We start from the raw sequence: 22,114 nt of genomic DNA, 5'->3' as shown, positions 1-22,114 counted from the left end.
ATTGAGCACCGCATTGAGCACCGCATTGAGCACCGCATTGAGCACCGCATTGAGCACCGCATTGAGCGGTGATTGTGGAACGAAAATACTATTTTCCAAAGAAAAACGGCAATTCAATGGTCCAAAATCGCCCAATCGAATCGCCGTCTAATTTTGCCTATTTGATTAATTTAACTGCTTACTTTCTTCCATTAAATCATCGCATTCCCAGCCGATATACTCGCCCATAAATCGATTCGCCAATTTTTCAAATCTTTCCACTTGTTCGAAAATTTCACCGTTATCAAGAGAAATCTCCTGCTCAAGTTTCACCAGATAATAAAAGTCGCCTTCTTCGTCAAATTGAACCGGTTGCACGGAATATTGCAACGTCGTGAAAAAATAATCGCCTAAACTCAACTCATCCATAAAAGGCAACATATCTTCTTCCTCATTAAAATGAAAACTGTGTTCCACCGTATAACTCTCGCTTAAATCGCATCCTTTACTTTGCAACAGCCCCAATAACTCCTCGGTGGCGTTTATTTTCACTTCTAACGGCGAGGCCAACAGAAAATCGAAATAAATATCCCAATTCGGGTCATCTTGTACGTTTATTTCTTCCACAAAATCGATTTGCGACAAAGTTTCCAGCACAATTTCTGGCCGTTCGCAGTAAAAATGCATTTTGACCTGGCCGTTACAAATAAAATGCCCGGCAAAAAATACCTGCGGAAGCGCACTCAATTGCGCAAGTAATTTAAATATGCGATGAATCAACAGATCATATTCCCTTGCCGACGGCATCCCTGTTTCATCGCGTTCATAAAAAAGCGCAAATTGTACGATTTTATTACAATTGTTGTCGCGAAATTGTTCAACGTTTTCAATATTTGCGGTAAATACGGCAGGCATACCGTTTACACTCGAACGATAATTCTGCCAATTAGCCATATCCATTTGATTTTCCTATTTAAATTCCGCCCAAATCGGTGCATGATCGGAAGGTTTCTCCAATGCACGAATGTCTAACGCAATGCCTGCGTCCACGCAATGTTGCGCTAATTGATGGTTCACTAAAATGTGGTCGATACGTAAGCCGCGGTTGTCGTCAAAACCTTTTGAGCGGTAATCGAACCACGAAAATTTGTCGCTTGATGTCGGATTGAGTTTGCGAAAACTGTCTTCCAAACCGTAATCATACAAACGCTGATACCATTCTCGTTCTTCCGGTAAAAACGAACATTTGCCGGTACGTAACCAACGTTTGCGATTTTCTTCGCCGATGCCGATATCCAAATCGCTCGGGCTAATATTCATATCGCCCATAATAAGAATCGGATTTGATTTATCGTGATCTTTCTCTAAATAACGTTGAAGATCGGCGTAAAATTTTTCTTTTGCCGGAAATTTCGTTTCATGTGCCCGACTTTCGCCCTGTGGAAAATAGCCGTTAATCACCGTAAGCAATCCGAATTTCGTTTCAAAATCAGCCATAATGATACGTTTTTGAGCGTCTTCGCTGTCTGTCGGAAAACCTCGACGTACTGATTCCGGCGCTTGTTTGGTCAGCAACGCTACGCCGTAATGGCCTTTTTGACCGTGATGGAACACGTGATATCCCAAGTTTTCCGTGATGTCATAAGGAAATTGTTCGTCCGCCACTTTAATTTCCTGCAAACCGATAACATCCGGTCGGTATTTTTCAATAATTGCTTCAAGTTGATGCGGACGAGCTCGTAAACCATTAATATTAAAAGAAATAAATTTCATTGGTGTTCCTATTAAGAAAAAAATTTTGGCTATTATACAGAGATTTGCGCGTTTCCTAAAAACGGCTTTTCGGCCATTTTGGCCAGAACACTTGCTTTCCGCCACCACGCTCCCTCTTGCGGCGCAGCAAACACATCAAATGTTTCGCCGTTAAATTCAAATTGCAGACGAGCCGCGTGCAAATAAGTCCGATCAAACGCCGAGGCATTTTTACCGTAAAGCACATCGCCTAAAATCGGGCTGCCGAGACTTTTCATAGCGACGCGTAATTGATGAGTTTTACCGGTTTTCGGTTGCAAAACAAATAAACGCAAATTTGCTTCACAACTGACCGACTGAAATCGCGTAATCGCCGGGTTTTCACGACTTTGGCACAATTTCCATGCGCCATTTCTGACTTTGCGCATATCACCGATAATGAGACCTTGCTTTTTTTTCGGCTTTTGCCCACTTAAGGCGAGATAAGTCTTTTCAATGCGGTGCTCTGCGAACAGTCGGGAAAGTGCCGCCGCGCTTTCGGCATTGAGGGCGAGGAGCAACAAGCCCGATGTCACTTTATCCAAACGGTGCACCAACCATACCTGCGCGACCCCAAGCTGCCGCGCAATAAGCTCGGTGAGTCCGACCTCAGCCCCGTCTTTATGCACGCTCATACCACAAGGCTTGTAAATGATGATAAAATCGCGTCGTTTTAAAAGAATTTCAAATGTCATAAGCTAAATTTTAATGAATCTTGAACATATTATACTGGTTTATATCATCCCCGTGTTGGCGTGGCTAACCATTATCTCGGTCACCCTGCGTCTCTTAGTGAAAAAACAGTCTTCCTCCGCCACCCTTTCTTGGCTGATGCTGATTTATCTTGTGCCGGTGATCGGCGTGTTAGCCTATTTAATTTTCGGCGAAATAAAACTCGGCAGCAAACGCGCCGACGCCTTTCGTCGCTTGCATCCGAAATATCGCGCTTGGCTGGCACATTTATCCGAGCAAACCGATTTAATCAGTATGCCGAAAAATCTGCGATATCGACCGCTCTTCGATCTTAATTATCGTCGTTTGGGCATTCCTTGTATTCGCGGCAACGAGCTACATATTCTCGACACGGCAGAAAACATCATGCGGAGCATTATCGAGGATATTCGGCAAGCGCAACATTCTATCAATATGGTATTTTATATTTGGTCGAATCAAGGCATGGTGGAAAATGTCGCGAAAACCTTGCTTGAAGCGCAACAACGAGGAGTGAACATTCGTATTTTGCTTGATTCTGTCGGCAGTCGTCCGTTTTTGAAAAGCCAAGCCTGTCGTGAACTGCGCGCACAAGGCATCGAAATTGTGGAAACCTTGCACGTTAATCCGTTTCGAATGTTTTTTAGCCGCATTGACTTGCGTCAACATCGCAAAATTATCGTTATTGATAATCAAATTTCCTACACCGGCAGCATGAATATGGTCGATCCGGCGTTTTTCAAGCAAGACCGCCACGTGGGAAATTGGGTTGATGTGATGGTGCGCGTAAACGGCGCGGTGTCTGCCGTGTTAAACAGTTTGCATGCGTGGGACTGGGAAATCGAAACGGGTGTAGAATTGCCGCTGCTGTTGCCGGATTGCCCACTTGTGTCGATTGACGACAATGACACCCATTCAGTGCAAGTCATCGCCACCGGCCCTGCGTTTCCAGACGATCTCGCGCCGCAAAGTTTAGCGCTGGCAATTTATTCCGCACGCGAAAGCATCACAATTACATCACCTTATTTCGTGCCAAGCCACAGCATCGCCGAAGCCTTACGTATCGCAGCGTTACGCGGCGTAAAAGTTTCCTTGGTACTGCCAAAGAAAAACGATTCCTTAATGGTCGGTTGGGCAAGTCGTACGTTTTTTGACGATTTACTTTCCGCCGGCGTAGAAATCTACGAATTTGAAGCGGGGTTGTTGCACACCAAAAGCGTATTAATCGACAACAAGCTCTCACTCATCGGCACCATGAACATGGATTTGCGCAGTTTCTTCTTAAATTTCGAACTGGCCCTTGCAGTTGAAGATCGCGCGTTTGCTAACGAAGTAGCGATTTTGCATGAAAGTTACATTGCCAATTCGGAATTGCTCAACAAACAAAAATGGTTCGTCCGACCATTTTATTATCGCATTATCGAACGCTTGTTCTTTTTGTTCAGTCCGTTGTTGTAATAACAAAAATGCGCGTTATCTAACGCGCATTTTCTTTTACACCGCTTCTTTTTCCTTCACTTTCTTATTTAGCACCGCATCTTTAACCGTGGTGAGTAGTTCTTTTTGAATATGAGAAAGTTTTGGTTTTTCATTTTGTTGAAAAGCAAGCGGACGACAAAATTCCATGGCTTTCACGCCAAGCCGCGCAGTTAATAGACCGACGCCAATTCCCTGCGCTGCACGTGCTGAAAGTTTGGCAGTGAGATCTTGTGAAAGCCAATCCAGTCCGACATCCTGCACCATTTCGGTTACACCTGCAAAAGCGATATTCAGCAACACCATACGCAACAAGCGAATGCGGTTCCAATAGCCAAGTTCGATGCCATAAATCTCGGCGATGTTATTGATCAAACGCAAATTGCGCCACGCCACAAAAAATATATCCACCAAGGCTAACGGGCTAATCGCCACCACCACGGCAGATTCTGCCGCCATTTTGCCAATCAATTTTTTCGCTTTAGCATCAAACGGTTTAAGCACATTTCGGCTAAACAGTTGCGCCACTTCTTGTGCGGTATAGGCGTCATCGAGCTGATTTTGCCATTGCACAACGGTGGGTGATTGATTATCTAACTGCAACGCTTCCACCATCGCTAAACAAAGTGTTTTACCTCGTTCGCCGTCTTGATATTCGAAGGGGCGATCCGGCACCGCATTGAAGCCCGCTATATCGGCATCAGAGCGCCATAGTAAACGGCTTTGTTGCTGCAACCGTTCGCGTTTTTTCAGGCGCACTAAACGACGCCATTCGCCGAAGATTTCTTTGATAGCGAATAACACGATGACAAGACTTACCACCGAAAATGCCAAATAAATCCATTGCTGATTTTGCCAACTGTCCCAAATCCACTGCACCGATTGCGCCAATGTCGCTGTACCGAACAAAAGCGCGGTCAGTTTCAGCAAGGTTTTCCAAATGCCGGATTGCGGCGTTATTGAACGCTCGAATTGGTCGTCAAGCGAGTCACCTTCTAACGTTTCATCGGGAATAATTTCCACATGAGTAAATTCTTGTTTCGGGCGAAAGGTTTCCGCCTCGATTTCATTATTCTGATTGAAAATTTGCTTTTCCATTATAAAATACGCCCTGTTTTTTTATTTCTGTTCGCACTATGCGATAACCAATCAAACTAAAATACCCCAATGACTAACATTTCCTTTCCGACTTACGCGCAAATGTATCCTTATTCCAAAGACCGCCCTTTAGCGAAACAATTGCGCGAAAAGCTTCGTTACTATGCGTACCGCTTTCTTCACCAAAAACAATGTGATCAACTGATTGAATTTTTAAATCAAAAAAATCAATGGCAGTTACTTTTTACGCGAGATTATTATCGTTTCAATCCCTTATTGAGCACTTATTGCGACAAACGTTTTTCTGCTCAGCAACGATTCGAGGCGATTACGCAAAATCTGAATATTGCAGAGCAAAAATTGGGTTTGATCTTATGCGAGCGATTGCTTAAAGAACAAGTAATTTTAATCAGCCGATTAAGTAATGATCTTACGCTGAATTTAAGCATTAATGAAATCGATCCTTTCGAGGGCTACTTCGCCATCAACATTCGAAATCAAAAAGACGAGCGCATTTATGATGCCTCTTTTACTTTCTTGGCGCCGAATCAATTACTTATCGCGTCCATGCAAGGCCCGCGCCACGGCAATACGCAAGAATTGGTGAAACAAGCCACCAAAGATTTACACGGCGTGCGCCCAATGTTTATGCTAATGAATGTATTTCGCGAACTGGCAAAACATTGGCAATGCGAGTTAGTCGGTATTCCGCATAAATCGCAAGGCAAATATCGGCTTTCCGCACGCAGTAAGATTTTGTTTAATTACGACGAATTCTGGCAAGAAAATCAAGGCGTTTATCACGCGCCTTATTGGCGACTGCCACTGGAAATCGAACGCAAACCGCTCGAAGATATCGTCAGCAAAAAACGTTCCATGTATCGCAAACGTTATGAAATGCTGGATTCCTTAGCAAATGATATTCGGCAACGTCTAAGCTAATTCCCGCCGCTTCCGTTTACAAGGGTTGCCATCGTTGCGATAAGGCAAAATTACACGATCAAATTAGCACCGCATTGAAACCCCGTTCTTCGGCGCCTTGCTCTATACTTGGAGCAAGGCAATGACGAACTTGCCAAAATTATCATCGCTTACTCAAATCGATCTCCTAGCAAAAACTGCAACACCGCATCCATCCGTAGATGTGGAATTACGTCGCCTTGTTCAAGCGGTTGCGGCTCAAAATGATCAAATTCAAAATGCGCACCCGTCTCGTTTTCACCGCCAACATTTACACGTTTTTGCCAAAATTCTTGATTTGGCAATTTGCTCGGCACGCTGCCCGGATAAAGAGTAATTAGCTGCTTATCTTTCGAACGTACACCTTGAATCGCCTTAATTTGTTTACCGTTTTGATTCACAATTACTTGTTTGGTGGCACGAATAGCGGCGATGGCGACATATTCCGTATCAATGCCTGCAAATTCCGCATGGCGACCGCCCTCTTGCACTAATTGGCGCATCAAACTGACTAAATTCGGCATTTGATCGCTCGTGATATGATCCGCTTTAGTGGCGATAAACATCAATTTATCAATGCGCGGGGAAAATAAACGAGTCAAAAAATTGCGGCTGCCGTAATGGAAATTTTTAAACAGCCCGTTCAGCCCGGCTTGCATATCTAAAAATGCTTGCCGGCCGTGATTCAACGGCGTTAAGCAATCCGCCAAAATCACTTGGCGATCAAACGTGGAAAAATACTGCTCATAGAAGCCTTTCACGACTTTATTGCGATAATAATCGTAACGTTTAGTCAAGAGCGCAAAATAACTGTTTGATTTGGCATCTTTTTTCAATCTTTTCCAGTCAGCTTCCGACACATGTACCAATGGGAAAAATTGCAACGCCGGCGCGCCTTCCAATTCTCCCGGCAAAACAAAACGTCCCGGCTGAATAAATTGCATGCCTTGCACTTTGCATTGATGGAGGTAATCGGTATAACTTTTGGCGAGTTTGGCTAAAACATCTTCATTCGCAACCGCATTGAGATCCAGTTTTTTGAGCGTCGCCAACCAAGGTTGCGCTAATTCCGCCCGTACGCCCTGTGTAATTTGATGCTGTTCTAGCGACCATTGTTGGAAATCCAAATTAAGCAACGGCAAATCCAACAACCATTCGCCCGGATAATCAAAAATATCCAAATAAAGCGTGCCGCGCTCTTTCACATGACGCAGCAAACCGGATTGACGCTGAAAACGGATTGCTAAACGGGTTTCACTCACGCCTCGTGTAGAGCGGCACCAATGCGGTGGCCGTTGGAGCAGATCGTTTAAATTAGCCTCATAATCAAAACGCGGTACGCTCAAATCATTCTGCGGCACACGTTTTACCGCCAAAATCGAACCGTTGCGTGCCGCTTCGAATAATGGCAAATGATTTGGTGAAGTTTGATTAACGGATAACAGTTGATTGATCAAGCTGGTAATAAATGCGGTTTTTCCGCTACGGCTTAAACCGGTTACCGCCAAGCGTAAGTTGCGGTCAAACCCGCGGTTAATGATTTGATTGAGTTCTTTTTGGAGGGTGTTAAGCATTCAATAACCTAGCCATTTTTACTAATATACCTTACAATTTGCGGCATAATTTATCATAACCCACTCATTATGTTGCGTCTAAACCTGACATTTCTTTGTTTCCTGTTAAATACGAGCTTGTTATCGCAAGTTCAAGCGGCGCCGCGCGTGCCGCAAAGTTTAACGGAAAACGGATTGATTTATTGCACCAATGCGTCGGGTTTTTCTTTTAATCCGCAAACGGCGGATGCCGGCACCAGTATGAATGTGGTGACGGAGCAAATTTATAACAAATTATTTGAAATTAAAAATCATAGTGCGACGGTGACGCCTTCTTTAGCGACGTCCTATTCAATTTCCGACGATGGCAAAACGATTTTAATTAATTTACGCAAAGGCGTGAAATTTCACCACACCCCATGGTTTACGCCGACGCGTGATTTTAATGCGGAAGACGTGGTGTTTTCTATTAATCGTGTACTCGGGCACGACACTTATCTGCCAATTTTGAATCAAGATAATCCGACGCATGATAAAAATCCGCAATATCGCGTATTCCACGAACAAGCGAAAAAAGTCCGTTTTCCGTATTTCGACAGCATCAAATTAAATCAAAAAATTAAATCTGTCAGTGCGGTTAATCCTTATTTAGTCAAGATTGAATTATTTGAGCCGGATTCCTCAATTTTGTCCCATCTTGCCAGCCAATACGCCATTATTTTTTCACAAGAATATACCTATCAATTAAGCGCCGATGATAACCTTGCCCAATTAGATACACATCCCGTCGGCACGGGGCCGTATCAAGTACAGGATTATGTTTATAACCAATATGTGCGTTTATTACGCAACGACAATTACTGGAACAAAGACGCAAAAATTCAGCATATCGTAGTGGATCTTTCCTCTGATAGAACCGGACGCCTCGTTAAATTTTTCAATAATGAATGCCAAATCGCCGCTTATCCGGAAGTGAGCCAACTTGGCCTGTTGCACGATAATGACGAACGCTATTATCTACAATCGGCGGACGGTATGAATTTGTCTTATTTGGCGTTTAACTTTAATAAACCATTGATGCAAGACGCACAGATTCGTCAAGCAATTTCCCGAAGCATTAACCGCGCACGTATTGTACGTAACATTTATCACAACACTGCAACGGTGGCTAATAACATCATTCCGAACGTCTCTTGGGCGTCCAGTGTAAACACACCGGAATTTGATTTTGATTACTCGCCGAAACAAGCAAAAAAAATATTGCAAGATAAAAAATTGCATTTAACTATGTGGGTACTCAATGAAGAGCAAATGTATAACCCATCGCCGCTTAAAACGGCAGAATTGATTAAATGGGATTTAGCGCAAGCGGGTGTGGAAGTAAAAGTTCGCTCGGTTACTCGCACATTTCTGTTAGAACAACTCAATCACGCGACGGAAGATTACGATATGATCCTTACCGGCTGGTTGGCCGGAAATCTTGACCCGGACGGCTTTATGCGCCCAATTTTAAGTTGTGATACGAAAAATGAAGTGGCTAATTTATCTAACTGGTGCAATCCGAAGTTTAATGAGCTGATGGATAACGCGCTCACCAGCACCGCATTGAGCGACCGCGCCAAAGATTACAATGCGGCACAGGATTTAGTGTTAAATGAATTACCGATCATACCGATTGCGAACGTCAAGCGTTTTTTAGTGGCAAGCAGCAAAGTGAAAGGCGTACAAGTAACTCCGTTCGGCAGCATGAACTTCTCGACGCTTTACTTTACCAAGGAGAAAAAATAATAATGTTGTGGTCCGCATTACGCCATCTGCTTTGGGCGGCCTTGTTATTGTTGATTTTAACGCTGCTTAGCTTCGCCATCTTAATGCGTGATCCACTCAATGCCGCCCTTGTTACAAATAATATTTACAGCAGTTATTCTCATTATCTCGGCGCCTTATTAGAGGGTGATTTAGGCATCACCTATAACGGCGGACAATCGCTAAAATCGCTAATTTTTACGGTGTTACCGCCGACTTTAGAACTTTGTTTTAGCGCACTTCTGCTTGCAGTAGTTTTAAGTATTCCTTTGGGAATTTTAAGTGCGCTCAATAATCAAGGCATTTTTTCGAAAAGTCTGCAAGCCCTTTCTTATGTGGGGTTATCTATTCCTATTTTCTGGCTGGCGCCGATTTTGCTTTATGCGGCAGCAATTTACGGTTGGGAAATTTCCGCCAGCGGGCAATATAATTTGCTTTATGAAATCAAACCGATCAGCGGTTTTCCGGTGATTGACGTGTGGTTTACGGACGTGCCTTACCGCACTAAAATTGTGCAAAGCGTGTTGCAGCATCTCGCATTACCGACCTTAATCTTAGGTATTTTGCCGACTATGGAAATAATTCGCATTATTCAACAACGCGCGGAGATCATTCTGCAACAAAATTACACTAAAGTCGCCATTACGCGCGGCTGGTCGAAATGGACGATTTTGCGACGTTACGTCTTTCGTAATACGTTTCCGCTATTAATTCCGCAAATTACCCGCGTATTCACTTTAGTACTCACCCAATGTATGCTGGTGGAGACCGCATTGGGCTGGCCTGGCATCGGACGCTGGCTTATCAATGCGGTGACCAATCAAGATTACAACAGCATTTCCGCCGGCGTAATTGTGTTGGGCATTTGCATTATTGTCATCGACTCTCTTGCCAAAACGCTTATGTTTATGCTTGATCCGTTTAATAAGAAAGGTTGGTATGCAAGATAAAGAACCAGATGAATTTCGTGAAAGCACGTCTCTCTATCAAATTTGGCTACAGTTTCGTAAAAACCGTGTTGCTCTATTCAGCTTTTACTTATTTTTCTTACTCATTTTAACCGCACTCTTCGCTCCGTTCATCGCGCCTTATAGCGATAGTATGGAATTTGTCGGACAAGAACTAATGCAACCGTCTTGGGGGGAAAAAGGAAAAATCGCCTTTTTCTTCGGCACCGACGATTTAGCCCGCGACGTATTAAGCCGCCTAATTATGGGCGCACGCTATACCCTAGGTTCTTCGCTTATCGTCGTATTTTTAGTTGCAATTATCGGCGGAGCGCTAGGCATTGTGGCGGGAATGTCGGACGGTTTTAAAGCGCGTTTTCTCGGACATATTTTCGATGCCTTCTTATCGCTGCCCATTTTATTAATCGCCATTATTATTTCCACGTTCATGGAACCGAGTTTGATGAACGCGATTATCTCCACCTTATTGGCGATTCTGCCCTATTTTATTCATGCGATTTATCGTGCGATACAACAGGAACTCAAAAAAGAATACGTGGTAATGTTAAAACTTGATGGCATCTCTGATAGAGAACTATTGAGCGGCACAATTTTACCCAACATTACAGTGACTTATATCCAAGAAATTTCACGCGCCTTTGTCATCGCTATTCTTGATATCAGCGCCTTAAGTTTTATTTCCCTCGGGGCGCAACGTCCGATGCCTGAATGGGGGGCGATGATTAAAGATTCTTTAGAACTGATTTATCTCGCGCCTTGGGCAGTATTGCTGCCGGGTTTTGCCATTATCCTCACCATTTTAGTGAGCATTATATTCACCAACGGGTTATGCAAAGCCATTAATCAATATTACGAATAACACAAACAAACTATGGCACTTCTAGACATCCGCAATCTCAATATCGAAATTAAAACGTCAAGCGGCCGCATTAAAATCGTAGACGGTGTAAATTTAACCCTCAACGAAGGCGAAATCTTGGGTCTTGTGGGCGAATCCGGCTCCGGTAAAAGTTTAATCGCCAAAGTCATCGGCAACGCCATCAAAGAAGACTGGATTATCACCGCCGATCGCTTTCGTTTTGATGATGTGGAATTACTCAAGCTCCCACCGGCGAAACGACGTAAATTAGTGGGCAAAGAAATTTCTATGATCTTCCAAGATCCACTTACCTGTTTAGACCCGAGCCGAAGAATCGGTAAACAATTGATACAAAGTATTCCAAATTGGACATTTCGCGGTAAATGGTGGCATTGGTTCGGCTGGAAAAAACGTCGCGCCATCGAACTGTTGCACCGGGTAGGAATAAAAGAACACAAAGATATTATGGCAAGCTACCCGAACGAACTTACTGAAGGCGAAGGCCAAAAAGTGATGATCGCTATTGCGGTGGCGAATCAACCGCGTTTATTGATTGCTGACGAACCAACCAATACGTTGGAATCCATCACTGCGCGCCAAGTTTACCGCCTGCTTGCCAGCATGAACCAAAACCAAGGTACCAGCATTCTATTAGCAAGTAATGATATCCGCAGTATCTGCGAACTTTGCGACGGGATTTCGGTACTCTATTGCGGTCAAAACACGGAATCGGCGCCGACTCAAACTTTATTAGACTCACCGCACCACCCTTATACTCAGGCATTAATTCATTCAGTACCGGATTTCACCCAAGCACTCGCCTTTAAAAGCAAACTAGGAGCGCTAGAAGGCACCGTACCAATTTTAGAACAAATGCCGGTGGGCTGCCGATTAGGCCCGCGTTGTCCGTTTGCGCAAAAACAATGCATTCAAAAACCGGCGCGTCAACGCATTAAACAACACGAATTTTCCTGCCATTTTCCGATTAACTTACGCGAAAGACGCACTAAAGAAAACGTTGCAACTTCACCGCTCACGCTATCCGCCGAGCCCAACAATAAGGAATAAAGCATGTCGTTGTTACAAGTGATTGATCTCTGTAAAACCTTTGATGGCCCGGCGCGTTGGTTTGGTTCAAAAACCTTCAATGCGGTGGAGAATATGACTTTCAATCTGGAGCGTAAACAAACCTTGTCCATTATTGGTAAGAACGGTTCCGGCAAATCGACCTTGGTAAAAATGATCGCCGGAATGATTAAACCCACCTCCGGAGAAATAAAATTTAACGGCGAAACGCTGAATTTCGAAAACTCCCGTTACCGAACCCAGCATATTCGTATGGTATTCCAAGACGCAAATTCCGCATTCAATCCGCGTCAGAATATCGGCGAAGCACTGGATACGCCGCTTCGACTCACGACTGATTGGGACGAAGAAACGCGCAACCAAAAAATTTTTGAAACCCTCACCATGGTCGGACTTTATCCCGACTACACCAATCTAAAAATCAAAAATCTTTCCGTCAGCCAAAAACAACGGGTCGCTTTAGCTCGTGCATTCATTTTAGAGCCGGAAATCATTATTGTGGACGATGCGCTTGATTCGCTTGATTCCTCCGTACGCGTACAACTACTCAATCTGACTTTAGATTTACAATCGCACCTCGGCGTATCTTATATTTATGTCGGGCAAGATCTCGGTTTGGTAAAACATATAGCGGATTACGTACTGGTAATGGACGAAGGCAAAATGATCGAATACGGCACGCCACACGATCTCTTCAGTAATCCGCAAACCACCGTTACCAAGCGTCTGGTAGAAAGTCATTTTGGCAGCCTATTAGACAAACGCGCTTGGATGCGCGCCGATATCGACGATTGATTTGTCAGAAAAACCTCTTTAGAATCGGCAGCTCTTTTAAACCACATAGGAAAAACCATGCAAGCCTTGCTTAAATTTACACAATTCGTTAGCAAAACTTTTGCTTTATGGGCAATCGTTTTCGCTGTTCTCGCATTCTTATTTCCCGCGGAATTTAAAATTTTCGCACCTTACATCCCTTATTTACTAGGCCTTGTCATGTTCGGTATGGGAATCACCCTCACTTTCAATGATTTTGGCGAAGTAGCAAAACACCCCCAAGCGGTAATTATCGGTGTTGCCGGTCAATTCATTATCATGCCCGGCCTCGCTTTTATTCTCGCCAAAGCCTTTGATTTACCGCCTGATTTGGCTGTCGGAGTAATTTTGGTCGGTTCTTGCCCGGGCGGAACCTCATCAAATGTGATGACTTATTTGGCCAAAGGTAACACCGCATTATCCGTCGCCTGCACCACCATCTCAACGTTACTTTCCCCGCTCTTAACCCCGGCGATTTTCTATCTGTTAGCCAGCCAATGGCTTGATATCGACGCCTCCGCTATGTTTATGTCCGTCTTAAAAATGGTGTTATTCCCGATTTTCTTGGGTTTAGTCGTGCGCGCCTTATTTAAAAAAACCATCGTGCAAGTCAGCCAAATCACCCCACTGATATCCGTACTCTCCATCGTATTAATCTTGGCGGCTGTAGTGGCAGTAAGCAAAGATAAAATCGTAGAGTCCGGTTTACTAATCTTCAGCGTCGTCGTATTGCATAACTGCCTGGGTTATTTTGTCGGTTTCCTAGCAGCGAAATTATTCAGACTAAACACCGCCGACAGCAAAGCTATCGCTATTGAAGTGGGTATGCAGAACTCCGGCTTAGGCGCCGCCCTTGCCGCCGCACATTTCAATCCGATTGCCGCCGTACCGAGCGCCTTATTCAGCTTCTGGCACAACGTCTCCGGCCCAATTTTAGCGAATATTTTCGCCAATATGAAAAACCAAAAATAGACAGAGCCGACCGCAACTTCAAACCTAAAGCCTCTTTTAAAAGAGGCTTTTCAATTCTTAGGCGCGCCCTAATGCCTAAATGAGACTTCAATGCGGTGCCCAAACACAACTTCAATGCGGTGCCCAAACACAACTTCAATGCGGTGCTCAAACGCGACTTCAATGCGGTGCTCAAACACGACTTCAATGCGGTGCTCAAACGAAACTTCAATGCAGTACGCTGAAAAGGCAAAATAAAAAAGCGGACTTTCGCCCGCTTTCTCCGTTATCTCACCGTTCCGCAATTCAAACAATATAAATACTGTCCCTTCGGATCATTAAATTTATTCAACCGGTTTAATCCTTCTTTGATTTGTCGAATCGGTTTCGGTAAATCAAGCCAGGTAGCAACCAACGATTGGCTGCTTTGCTTTAAATCATGAAAAAGCTTGCCGATCAAACTTCCATCGTCTTCCGTCATCCACTCCACGCTGAAATTTTCAATCACCGTATCGCGATAAACATTAATCAGTTCGCCGATCTTTTCAACGGCACGATCAAAATCGCCCAATTCGTCTGCCAGGTTGTGTTTAAAGGCATCGGTGCCGCGCCACACTTGTCCTTGTGCAATTTTATCCACTGCTGCCTTCGACATTTGACGTCCGCGACCGACGAGCGTCAAAAATTTATCGTAACCGTGTTCAATTTCAAGTTGATAAATATCCTGCATATTCTTTGAAAGCGGACTAAAAACGGACATTTCCGCTAAATCACTGGTACTTACACCATCGGCATTCACGCCGATTTTATTAATCGCATTTTCAAAAGTCGGTAGCATGGCAAAAATACCGATAGACCCCGTTATAGTGTTCGGATCGGCGATAATGTAATCGGCTGTCGCCGAAATCCAATAACCGCCCGAGGCAGCCATTGCGCCCATCGACACGACCACCGGTTTGCCGGCTTTTTGTAAATTCGCTGTTTCTTGGCGGATCAATTCCGAAGCAAAAGCGCTACCACCCGGCGAGTTCACGCGTAAAATAACGCCTTTCACTTTTTCGTCGTCATACGCTTTGCGCAACAAACGCACAATAGTGTCACCGCCCACATCGCCGTCAAGGCTTTCGCCGTCGATAATCGCGCCTTCCACATTTACCACAGCGATTTTATTTTCCTCATCGGACGGCATAAGACGATCTTCAAAACCCGATAAATAGGTAGAAAAATCCACCATTTTCGCTTCGCCTTCGCTATTTCGACCGAACAGCGCGATTAGTTTTTGTTCTAAATCCAAATTCGTGACTAATTCCGTCACCCATTTACGTTGTAATGCGTATGCCGTAGCATCGCCCTTCAACGCTTTCAATTCAGTTAAATATTGTTTCGCGTCAGGTGCAAATTTATCTGTCGTTACATGGCGATTCGCACTCACCGTTTGCAAATAACTTTGCCACATACCGTTCAGCCATTGATTCGCGTTAGCCTTCGCTTCCGGCGACATATCGTTGCGTAAAAACGGTTCCACCGCCGACTTATAAGTTCCCACTCGGAAAATATGTGGCGTGACGGCGAGTTTGTCCAATAGGTCTTTATAGTATAAATTTTCTTGCGTCAAACCTTGAATCAAGACTTGCCCGTTCGGATTCAGATAAATTTGATCGGCAAAACTTGCTAAAAAATACTGCCCTTGGGAATAATTATTGGCAAAGGCAATAACCGGTTTTCCGGTAGTTTTGAAATTTTCAATGGCTTTGCCGATATAATTCATTGCAGGCAAATCGCCACCGGAAAAATCATTAAGATCCAATACTAAGCCGCGAATACCGGCATCGTCTTTCGCCAAATTAATGGCATAAACTAAATCAAAAGTAGAAATCTTTAACGGCGTATGCTCATTACCACTCAATTCTTTTAGCGCCTGTTGCCAATTCAACGCATCGTCGCGGTTATCCGCCAAATAACCATCTAAATTCAATAGCAACGCGCCTTTATCGGTAGATAAATTAACCGCCGTTTTTTTACCGCCGTCGGTTAGACCGACAAGCGTTACCATCAATAAAACAAAAACTAAAAAGAATAAATTCATGACCAAATCACGAATAAAATTTAGGGTTTTCCAACCGTATCGGAGTACTTTAAATACTGGGTTCATAAGCTTTTTTGAAATGAAAAAAATTGCGCTTAGGGTAACATAAAGCGCCCATGAAAACTATGTTATAATCTGCCGCGTTTTAATTTCACAAACTTATTCAACGAGGCAAGAAATGGATACTTTAACGCTTTTGACCACCCGTCGTTCCAATAAAAAACTCATTGCGCCGGCACCGAATAAAGAGCAACTGGAACAAATTTTCCAAGCTGCATTACGTGCTCCCGATCACGGCAAACTCCAGCCTTATCATTTTGTAGTCATAGAACATGAAGGATTGAACAAATTGGAAATGTTGCTAAAGGATGCGGTGCTGGAGCTGAAGCTCGGCGAAGATAAATTAAAAAAAGCGGAGAATCTCGCCCATCGAGCGCCAATGGTGATCGCGGTTATCGCAAAAATCACTCCCGATGCGGATAAAGTACCAAAATGGGAACAATTAATTACTGCCGGCTGCGCTTCTTACGGCATTCAACTCGCCGCTAACGCGCAAGGTTTCGACAATGTTTGGCTTACCAATAAATGGGTAAAAGGCAGCGCATTACGTCGAGCTCTTGGCTGCCACGAACAAGACGAAATAGTGGCGCTATTGATGATCGGGACGGCTGCAGAAAAAGCGGAACGCGAATGTCGTCAAAGCAATACAACAGCATTTGTCAGTTATTTATAACAAAATGAGCGGTTTATTAAAAACCGCTCATTTTTCGTTTACCTCTGCCGGAAATTTATCGATTTACGCCCCAATGACGAGTATCTTTATCGAATTTCATGCCCGAATGAGAGCCTTCCGAACCATTAAAATAGACATCTTTATTGGCGCATGCGGAAATAACCAACACACTTGCCATAATTAATAGTAGTTTTTTCATACACTTTACCTTTGCCATAAATAAAAGCGGAGCGATTGTAACACAATTTTTACAATGCCGCGGACTTTAGTTTTGCGTTGTTTGGCGATAAGCCTCAATCAATCGATCTAAAAATAACCATAATTTTTCGTTCATTTCGCGATAATCATAAAGCAAGATCTCGTCTGGATGCTGTACAAAGCGGTGCTGTTGGCTTTGTTCAACTAAATTGGCTTGCGCCGCAATTAATTGTCGTACTACGTCTGGTGTCAATTCAGGATGGCACTGAAAGCCATAAACCAACGCCGAATATTTCACAATCTGGCGCGGACAACCGGCACTGGCCGCTAAAATCTGCGAGTTCGACGTAAGCCCCGGCATATCGTTATGCCAATGACCAACCACTGTGCTTTCGCCAAAATGTGATAGCAAAGGGTCGTCCAATCCTTGCCGATTCAATCGAATCGGAAAATTACCGATTTCCCGTTCCGGACTGTGTTCATACGCAGCCCCCAAGGCTTCACCGATAAGTTGCGCGCCCAAACAAGCGCCCACCACTGCTTTACCGGCATCAATAGCCCGCTTGAGCACCGTTTGCTCCGCTTGACTATCAAAATACGGGCATTCGGCTTGCATGGTGCTTGGACTTTGCGGCCCACCTAAAATCACTAAAAGATCCAAATTTTGGATCGCGTGTTCATCGGGTAACGGCTGATATTCGTACACTTTTGAAAAACTCACCTGATAACCGCGCGCCATTGCCCACTCCAAATATGCTCCCGGCGCTTCAAAGCTTTCGTGTTGAATAAAATGAACCTTCATCGTCTGTCTCTTGAAATAATGAATTTGCCGATTATTCTAACACGACACGACATCTTTCGAAAAATGCGTGACTTGCCAACCCCACGCTTTCTCACTACAATGCCACCCTTTCGTAGTTCGCAAACCTCCTACACTAAAAAACTAGGTAAAATATGCATATTTCCAATCCAAACCGCGATCGCAAAGCGATTGTGATCTTTTCCGGCGGACAAGATTCCACCACCTGTTTAATTCAAGCCATCACCGAATACGGCGTAGAGAATGTCGAAGCCATCAGTTTTCAATACGGCCAACGTCACGCTATTGAACTGGAAAAAGCGAAATGGATCGCGCAAGACTTAGGCGTGCAACAAACACTGATTGATATGTCTGTAATCAAAGCGATCACGCACAACGCGCTGATGGACGAATCTGTCGAAATCAAGAAAAAAGGCGATGATATGCCGAACACCTTTGTCGATGGACGCAATGCGCTATTTTTGCTGTATGCTGCAATTTACGCCAAGGGGCAAGGCATTTCCGACATTATCACCGGCGTATGCGAAACGGATTTTAGTGGCTATCCTGATTGTCGAGACGTCTTCATCAAATCCATGAATGTCACCCTTAATCTCGCAATGAACTATCGATTCAACCTTAAAACCCCATTAATGCACCTTAACAAAGCGCAAACTTGGCAACTTGCCGATGAGCTCGGCGCGTTAGATTATATTCGTCGCCATACACACACTTGCTACGAAGGCGTAGAAGGCGGTTGCGGCAAATGCCCGAGTTGTATTTTACGTGATAAAGGCTTAGCTGAATATTTAGCCCAAAGGGATGGTGAAAATGTTTAAAATTTCCAAAGAATTCAGTTTTGACATGGCACATTTGTTGGACGGTCATGACGGCAAATGCCAGAACTTGCACGGCCACACTTATAAACTACAAGTGGAAATTGCGGATACATTACACCAATGCGGTGCTAAAAAAGCCATGGTAATTGATTTTGCCGATTTGAAAGCCGTAGTGAAAAAAGCGGTGCTAGAACCGTTGGATCACGCTTTTATTTACGATGAAAATAGCGAACGGGAAAGTAAAATCGCTTCACTTCTACAAGAATTAAACTCCAAAACATTCGGCGTTCCTTTTCGTACTACGGCGGAAGAAATGGCACGTTTTATTTTTAATCGTTTGAAATACGAAGAAAAACTCGCCGTTTCTGCCATTCGTTTATGGGAAACCCCAACCTCATTTTGCGAATATTCGGAGTAAATACGGTGGAAAAACTCTCCGACTCCGAACCCTACTTTCGCATCGTCGAAATTTTTGAAAGCCTGCAAGGGGAAGGCTTTAATACCGGTATGCCAAGCATTTTCGTGCGCTTCGGCAAATGCAATCTGGCCTGTCCTTGGTGCGATACGGACTATAATCAATTCGAACGTTGGTCGGCATCACAAATTTTAGCCAAAGTGCGCTCATTTTCGGCGAAAAATATTATCATCACCGGCGGTGAACCAGCCATCGTACCGAAACTTGATTTTTTACTTGAGCAATTCAAGGCCGACGGCTATTTTTTAGCAATTGAAACCAACGGTTTAAAACCCGTTCCTAAGCAAATTGATTACATTGCCGCCAGTCCTAAACGGCTTTACGCTTATAAATACGAAGCACGTTGTATTGAAGTCGCTGACGAAGTACGCATCGTAGCAGATGAAGATGTACTCCCGTTTTGCGAACGCATTGAACAAAAAATTCAAGCCGAACATTATTACCTTTCGCCTTGCGAAATCGACGGCAAAATGAATTTACTGGAAACAATTACTCAACTCGGACAACTCAACCAACGCCCAAATAAACCCAAATGGCAGCTGAGTTTACAAACGCATAAATTAATCGGCATAGCATAAACTTCAAGCGAAAAAAGAATTTCTCTATCGAAAATAGCACCGCATTGGAAGCTGTTCCAATGCGGTGCTATTTTGACATCTGAACAATCCGGCAATCCTTTTGCGCCTTTGTCGCAATAATTTCGATAAAATTTACACTATTGATTATTTTTTGAGTTTTACCATTTCAACAATCACTTCTACCGCTTTTTCCATTCCTTCAAGCGAGATTAATTCATGCTTGCTGTGAAAATTATAGCCACCGGTAAAAATGTTCGGACAAGCCAACCCGTTTGCCGATAAAAAAGCACCGTCCGTGCCACCGCGGATGGCTTTGTGAATAACCTTCACACCGCATATTGCCATCGCTTTTTCAGCAATGGAAATTGCTTGCGGAACTTTTTTCACCGCCTCATACATATTTCTATAACTGTCTTGAACAACACATTCTATCAGTTGTTTCAAGCCTTTTTCCGCATTAAATTTTGCAGTCCAATCCTGCACAAATTGTTTACGGCGCACAAAAGATTCGGCGTTAAAATCACGAATTAAATAATGCAATTCGGCCTTTTCAACATCGCCTGCAAGGTGATTCAAGTGAAAAAAGCCCTCTCTGCCGCTCGTTTTTTCCGGCACATCTTGTTTAGAAAAACCTTGGTGGAAATCGCATGCCAACGCCAACGCATTCACCATTTTTCCTTTGGCGTAACCGGTATGAATGTTTCTACCGACAATATGAATTTTTGCCGTTGCGGCATTAAAGTTTTCATATTCCAACTCGCCCACTTCGCCGCCGTCAAGTGTATAAGCCCAATCACACGGAAAATCCTCCAACGGAAAATATTGCATGCCGAGTCCGATTTCTTCGTCCGGCGTAAAAGCGACACATAAATTACAATGTGGCAAACCGCCTTGTTGAAGCACTTCCAATGCGGTCATAATTTCGGCTATTCCCGCTTTGTTATCCGCGCCCAATAGCGTGTTGCCGTCGGTGACGATTAAAGTTTTACCGATTAATTGATGCATAAACGGGTAATATGCCGGACTAATAAACTCCTCGCCGCTCCCCAACGCAATATCGCCGCCACGATAATTTTCAATGACTTCCGGCCGCACGTTTTTACCGCTACATTCCGGCGAAGTATCCAAATGAGCAATTAGGCCGATAGTATGAGAAAGTTCGGCACAATTTGCCGGCAAATAAGCGGTCACAACGGCGTGTTTGCTCACTTGCACGTTTTGTAAGCCCAATTCCGTCAATTCTTTTTGTAAATTTTGTGCCAATTTCATTTGTCCGACAGAACTTGGCGAATGTTTTGCGCTTGGTTTGGACTGCGTATCGAAAGAAACATAGTGCAAAAAGCGCGTTAATAAATTTTTTTTATAATCATTTGTTTCCATTTTGGTAACCTTTTATAAATTATCGTTTTTAGTTTAAAGATAATCCCCAATAGGATTCTTGATATATAGCAAACATTCGCTAATTAACTGAAAATTAAGGCATAAAAACAAAAAGTATGATGTCTTTTGAGGCATTTTTTAACGGGTAAGTTTTTTGCCTTTTTAAGGCATGAAATCCTTTTCATTATTGATATTTCACTATATCATAGCGTCTTCTTTTTAGTCGCGCCTGCTATCCGGCAGGTTCCTGTTTCTACTCAGTACCAAAATTATTGGTGAAATTAGGGAGAAAACCAAAGCTAGTGGAAAATCCGGTTCAAAACAAGCCGATTATCGAGCTTCGTTCAATCAAAAAATCTTACGGTTCCAACACCATTATTAGCGATTTCAATTTAACCATTAATAACGGTGAATTCGTCACCATTCTCGGTCCGTCCGGCTGCGGTAAAACGACAGTTTTACGCTTATTAGCCGGTTTGGAAGAATTGGATTCAGGCAATATTATTTTGGACGGTGAAGACATTACCAATGTTCCGGCGGAAAAACGCCACGTAAACACCGTATTCCAAAGTTACGCGCTGTTTCCGCACATGACTATTTTTGAAAACGTGGCATTCGGTTTGCGTATGCAAAAAGTGCCGGAGGCGGAAATTAAACCACGCGTACTGGAAGCCTTGCGTATGGTGCAACTGGAAGAAATGGCGGATCGTAAACCGACCCAACTTTCCGGCGGTCAGCAACAACGTATCGCTATCGCCCGTGCGGTAGTAAATAAACCGAAAGTATTATTACTTGATGAATCCTTGTCTGCGCTGGATTATAAATTACGCAAACAAATGCAATATGAATTAAAGCAATTACAACGCCAATTAGGCATTACCTTTATTTTCGTGACCCACGACCAAGAAGAAGCAATCACCATGTCTGATCGTATTGTCTTATTGCGTAAAGGTAAAATTGCACAAGACGGCTCTC

23 protein-coding genes and 1 riboswitch are annotated in these 22,114 nt (G+C 43.7%); of the genes, 14 read left to right on the top strand and 9 right to left on the bottom strand.

All coding sequences use genetic code 11. The features are described 5' to 3' along the window. Positions 1–165: 165 nt before the first annotated feature. The 3 genes from ACO59Y_RS05880 to ACO59Y_RS05870 are packed head-to-tail and all read right to left on the bottom strand — an operon-like array spanning position 166 to position 2,465. Positions 166–939 (bottom strand): TIGR01619 family protein, encoded by a 774-nt coding sequence (locus ACO59Y_RS05880; RefSeq protein WP_486131485.1) that lies wholly within the window; start codon positions 937–939, stop codon positions 166–168. A gap of 9 nt (positions 940–948) precedes the next feature. Next, positions 949–1,752 (bottom strand): exodeoxyribonuclease III, encoded by an 804-nt coding sequence (gene xthA / locus ACO59Y_RS05875; RefSeq protein WP_486131483.1) that lies wholly within the window; start codon positions 1,750–1,752, stop codon positions 949–951. A 32-nt stretch (positions 1,753–1,784) separates the two neighbouring features. Next, the gene (locus tag ACO59Y_RS05870) at positions 1,785–2,465 is read right to left on the bottom strand and encodes a TIGR01621 family pseudouridine synthase (protein WP_486131482.1); all 681 of its coding nucleotides are present in this window, start codon (positions 2,463–2,465) and stop codon (positions 1,785–1,787) included. Positions 2,466–2,478: 13 nt separating this feature from the next. Here ACO59Y_RS05870 and cls point away from each other — a divergent pair, with 13 nt between their 5' ends. Beyond that, positions 2,479–3,939 (top strand): cardiolipin synthase, encoded by a 1,461-nt coding sequence (gene cls, locus ACO59Y_RS05865; protein ID WP_486131481.1) that lies wholly within the window; start codon positions 2,479–2,481, stop codon positions 3,937–3,939. A gap of 36 nt (positions 3,940–3,975) precedes the next feature. Here the strand turns inward: cls and ACO59Y_RS05860 are convergent, their stop codons facing one another. Beyond that, positions 3,976–5,055: a TIGR01620 family protein gene (locus ACO59Y_RS05860; RefSeq protein WP_486131479.1), complete on the bottom strand. Its 1,080-nt coding sequence runs from the start codon at positions 5,053–5,055 to the stop codon at positions 3,976–3,978. A gap of 69 nt (positions 5,056–5,124) precedes the next feature. Between ACO59Y_RS05860 and ACO59Y_RS05855 the strand changes: the two genes are divergently transcribed. Then, complete coding sequence (locus ACO59Y_RS05855; RefSeq protein ID WP_486131477.1) at positions 5,125–5,997, top strand: VirK/YbjX family protein; 873 nt, start codon at positions 5,125–5,127, stop codon at positions 5,995–5,997. A gap of 149 nt (positions 5,998–6,146) precedes the next feature. On the opposite strand, the gene ACO59Y_RS05850 is transcribed toward ACO59Y_RS05855, so the two are convergent. After that, on the bottom strand, positions 6,147–7,589 hold the full coding sequence (locus ACO59Y_RS05850) for a YcjX family GTP-binding protein (RefSeq protein ID WP_486131475.1): 1,443 nt from the start codon (positions 7,587–7,589) through the stop codon (positions 6,147–6,149). Positions 7,590–7,658: 69 nt separating this feature from the next. Here ACO59Y_RS05850 and ACO59Y_RS05845 point away from each other — a divergent pair, with 69 nt between their 5' ends. The 7 genes from ACO59Y_RS05845 to ACO59Y_RS05815 all read left to right on the top strand — a co-directional run bounded on the left by ACO59Y_RS05845 (position 7,659) and on the right by ACO59Y_RS05815 (position 14,296). Then, positions 7,659–9,356 carry an ABC transporter substrate-binding protein gene (locus ACO59Y_RS05845; protein ID WP_486131473.1) on the top strand — a complete coding sequence of 566 codons (1,698 nt, stop codon included), beginning with the start codon at positions 7,659–7,661 and terminating at the stop codon, positions 9,354–9,356. Between the two features lie 2 nt (positions 9,357–9,358). Continuing rightward, complete coding sequence (locus ACO59Y_RS05840; RefSeq protein WP_486131471.1) at positions 9,359–10,324, top strand: ABC transporter permease; 966 nt, start codon at positions 9,359–9,361, stop codon at positions 10,322–10,324. Then, on the top strand, positions 10,314–11,201 hold the full coding sequence (locus ACO59Y_RS05835; protein ID WP_373602995.1) for an ABC transporter permease subunit: 888 nt from the start codon (positions 10,314–10,316) through the stop codon (positions 11,199–11,201). The genes ACO59Y_RS05840 and ACO59Y_RS05835 overlap by 11 nt, the downstream gene beginning before the upstream one ends. A 12-nt stretch (positions 11,202–11,213) precedes the next feature. After that, on the top strand, positions 11,214–12,269 hold the full coding sequence (locus ACO59Y_RS05830) for a peptide ABC transporter ATP-binding protein (RefSeq protein ID WP_486131468.1): 1,056 nt from the start codon (positions 11,214–11,216) through the stop codon (positions 12,267–12,269). 3 nt (positions 12,270–12,272) lie between these two features. Continuing rightward, positions 12,273–13,082 carry a peptide ABC transporter ATP-binding protein gene (locus tag ACO59Y_RS05825; protein WP_486131466.1) on the top strand — a complete coding sequence of 270 codons (810 nt, stop codon included), beginning with the start codon at positions 12,273–12,275 and terminating at the stop codon, positions 13,080–13,082. Positions 13,083–13,139: 57 nt separating this feature from the next. Further along, positions 13,140–14,072 carry a bile acid:sodium symporter family protein gene (locus ACO59Y_RS05820; RefSeq protein WP_373602998.1) on the top strand — a complete coding sequence of 311 codons (933 nt, stop codon included), beginning with the start codon at positions 13,140–13,142 and terminating at the stop codon, positions 14,070–14,072. 95 nt (positions 14,073–14,167) lie between these two features. Beyond that, positions 14,168–14,296 (top strand): hypothetical protein, encoded by a 129-nt coding sequence (locus tag ACO59Y_RS05815; protein WP_486131464.1) that lies wholly within the window; start codon positions 14,168–14,170, stop codon positions 14,294–14,296. Positions 14,297–14,337: 41 nt separating this feature from the next. Here the strand turns inward: ACO59Y_RS05815 and sppA are convergent, their stop codons facing one another. Then, positions 14,338–16,203, bottom strand: a complete 1,866-nt coding sequence (sppA, locus tag ACO59Y_RS05810) for a signal peptide peptidase SppA (RefSeq protein WP_486131462.1) — start codon at positions 16,201–16,203, stop codon at positions 14,338–14,340. A 112-nt stretch (positions 16,204–16,315) separates the two neighbouring features. Here sppA and ACO59Y_RS05805 point away from each other — a divergent pair, with 112 nt between their 5' ends. Next, complete coding sequence (locus ACO59Y_RS05805; protein ID WP_486131460.1) at positions 16,316–16,870, top strand: NAD(P)H nitroreductase; 555 nt, start codon at positions 16,316–16,318, stop codon at positions 16,868–16,870. Positions 16,871–16,925: 55 nt separating this feature from the next. Here the strand turns inward: ACO59Y_RS05805 and ACO59Y_RS05800 are convergent, their stop codons facing one another. Continuing rightward, entirely contained in the window at positions 16,926–17,069 is a 144-nt protein-coding gene (locus tag ACO59Y_RS05800; protein WP_486131458.1) for a hypothetical protein, read from the bottom strand. Between the two features lie 66 nt (positions 17,070–17,135). Then, positions 17,136–17,870, bottom strand: a complete 735-nt coding sequence (locus ACO59Y_RS05795; protein WP_486131456.1) for a glutamine amidotransferase-related protein — start codon at positions 17,868–17,870, stop codon at positions 17,136–17,138. 106 nt (positions 17,871–17,976) lie between these two features. Beyond that, positions 17,977–18,021, top strand: a riboswitch (PreQ1 riboswitch). Between the two features lies 1 nt (position 18,022). On the opposite strand from ACO59Y_RS05795, the gene queC reads away from it, so the two are divergent. From queC to ACO59Y_RS05780, 3 genes are read left to right on the top strand one after another with little or no spacing between them, the layout of a single operon-like run. Beyond that, positions 18,023–18,706 (top strand): 7-cyano-7-deazaguanine synthase QueC, encoded by a 684-nt coding sequence (gene queC, locus ACO59Y_RS05790; protein WP_486131454.1) that lies wholly within the window; start codon positions 18,023–18,025, stop codon positions 18,704–18,706. Beyond that, positions 18,699–19,124: a 6-carboxytetrahydropterin synthase QueD gene (gene queD, locus ACO59Y_RS05785; protein ID WP_486131452.1), complete on the top strand. Its 426-nt coding sequence runs from the start codon at positions 18,699–18,701 to the stop codon at positions 19,122–19,124. The genes queC and queD overlap by 8 nt, the downstream gene beginning before the upstream one ends. Further along, positions 19,085–19,759 carry a 7-carboxy-7-deazaguanine synthase QueE gene (locus ACO59Y_RS05780; RefSeq protein WP_486131450.1) on the top strand — a complete coding sequence of 225 codons (675 nt, stop codon included), beginning with the start codon at positions 19,085–19,087 and terminating at the stop codon, positions 19,757–19,759. The genes queD and ACO59Y_RS05780 overlap by 40 nt, the downstream gene beginning before the upstream one ends. Before the next feature lie 144 nt (positions 19,760–19,903). Here ACO59Y_RS05780 and pepT read toward each other — a convergent pair whose 3' ends face one another. Next, positions 19,904–21,139 carry a peptidase T gene (gene pepT / locus ACO59Y_RS05775; protein WP_486131448.1) on the bottom strand — a complete coding sequence of 412 codons (1,236 nt, stop codon included), beginning with the start codon at positions 21,137–21,139 and terminating at the stop codon, positions 19,904–19,906. Between the two features lie 302 nt (positions 21,140–21,441). Here pepT and potA point away from each other — a divergent pair. Then, the coding region (gene potA, locus ACO59Y_RS05770; RefSeq protein ID WP_486131446.1) for a polyamine ABC transporter ATP-binding protein at positions 21,442–22,114 on the top strand (673 nt) is incomplete at its 3' end.

The organism is Rodentibacter sp. (assembly GCF_057314195.1).
Note: the sequence above shows the minus strand (reverse complement) of the source record. Positions and strands in the feature narration are given on the sequence as shown.

What these genes read in the sequence shown, in the direction of transcription:
- ACO59Y_RS05845 (WP_486131473.1), top strand. Translation starts at nt 7,659, where the DNA reads ATGTTGCGTCTAAACCTGACATTTCTTTGTTTCCTGTTAAATACGAGC.
- ACO59Y_RS05860 (WP_486131479.1), bottom strand. Translation starts at nt 5,055, where the DNA reads ATGGAAAAGCAAATTTTCAATCAGAATAATGAAATCGAGGCGGAAACC.
- queD (WP_486131452.1), top strand. Translation starts at nt 18,699, where the DNA reads ATGTTTAAAATTTCCAAAGAATTCAGTTTTGACATGGCACATTTGTTG.
- ACO59Y_RS05830 (WP_486131468.1), top strand. Translation starts at nt 11,214, where the DNA reads ATGGCACTTCTAGACATCCGCAATCTCAATATCGAAATTAAAACGTCA.
- ACO59Y_RS05820 (WP_373602998.1), top strand. Translation starts at nt 13,140, where the DNA reads ATGCAAGCCTTGCTTAAATTTACACAATTCGTTAGCAAAACTTTTGCT.
- pepT (WP_486131448.1), bottom strand. Translation starts at nt 21,139, where the DNA reads ATGGAAACAAATGATTATAAAAAAAATTTATTAACGCGCTTTTTGCAC.
- sppA (WP_486131462.1), bottom strand. Translation starts at nt 16,203, where the DNA reads ATGAACCCAGTATTTAAAGTACTCCGATACGGTTGGAAAACCCTAAAT.
- cls (WP_486131481.1), top strand. Translation starts at nt 2,479, where the DNA reads ATGAATCTTGAACATATTATACTGGTTTATATCATCCCCGTGTTGGCG.
- ACO59Y_RS05850 (WP_486131475.1), bottom strand. Translation starts at nt 7,589, where the DNA reads ATGCTTAACACCCTCCAAAAAGAACTCAATCAAATCATTAACCGCGGG.
- ACO59Y_RS05780 (WP_486131450.1), top strand. Translation starts at nt 19,085, where the DNA reads ATGGGAAACCCCAACCTCATTTTGCGAATATTCGGAGTAAATACGGTG.
- xthA (WP_486131483.1), bottom strand. Translation starts at nt 1,752, where the DNA reads ATGAAATTTATTTCTTTTAATATTAATGGTTTACGAGCTCGTCCGCAT.
- ACO59Y_RS05855 (WP_486131477.1), top strand. Translation starts at nt 5,125, where the DNA reads ATGACTAACATTTCCTTTCCGACTTACGCGCAAATGTATCCTTATTCC.
- ACO59Y_RS05805 (WP_486131460.1), top strand. Translation starts at nt 16,316, where the DNA reads ATGGATACTTTAACGCTTTTGACCACCCGTCGTTCCAATAAAAAACTC.
- ACO59Y_RS05795 (WP_486131456.1), bottom strand. Translation starts at nt 17,870, where the DNA reads ATGAAGGTTCATTTTATTCAACACGAAAGCTTTGAAGCGCCGGGAGCA.
- ACO59Y_RS05835 (WP_373602995.1), top strand. Translation starts at nt 10,314, where the DNA reads ATGCAAGATAAAGAACCAGATGAATTTCGTGAAAGCACGTCTCTCTAT.
- ACO59Y_RS05840 (WP_486131471.1), top strand. Translation starts at nt 9,359, where the DNA reads ATGTTGTGGTCCGCATTACGCCATCTGCTTTGGGCGGCCTTGTTATTG.
- ACO59Y_RS05825 (WP_486131466.1), top strand. Translation starts at nt 12,273, where the DNA reads ATGTCGTTGTTACAAGTGATTGATCTCTGTAAAACCTTTGATGGCCCG.
- queC (WP_486131454.1), top strand. Translation starts at nt 18,023, where the DNA reads ATGCATATTTCCAATCCAAACCGCGATCGCAAAGCGATTGTGATCTTT.
- ACO59Y_RS05870 (WP_486131482.1), bottom strand. Translation starts at nt 2,465, where the DNA reads ATGACATTTGAAATTCTTTTAAAACGACGCGATTTTATCATCATTTAC.
- ACO59Y_RS05800 (WP_486131458.1), bottom strand. Translation starts at nt 17,069, where the DNA reads ATGAAAAAACTACTATTAATTATGGCAAGTGTGTTGGTTATTTCCGCA.
- ACO59Y_RS05880 (WP_486131485.1), bottom strand. Translation starts at nt 939, where the DNA reads ATGGATATGGCTAATTGGCAGAATTATCGTTCGAGTGTAAACGGTATG.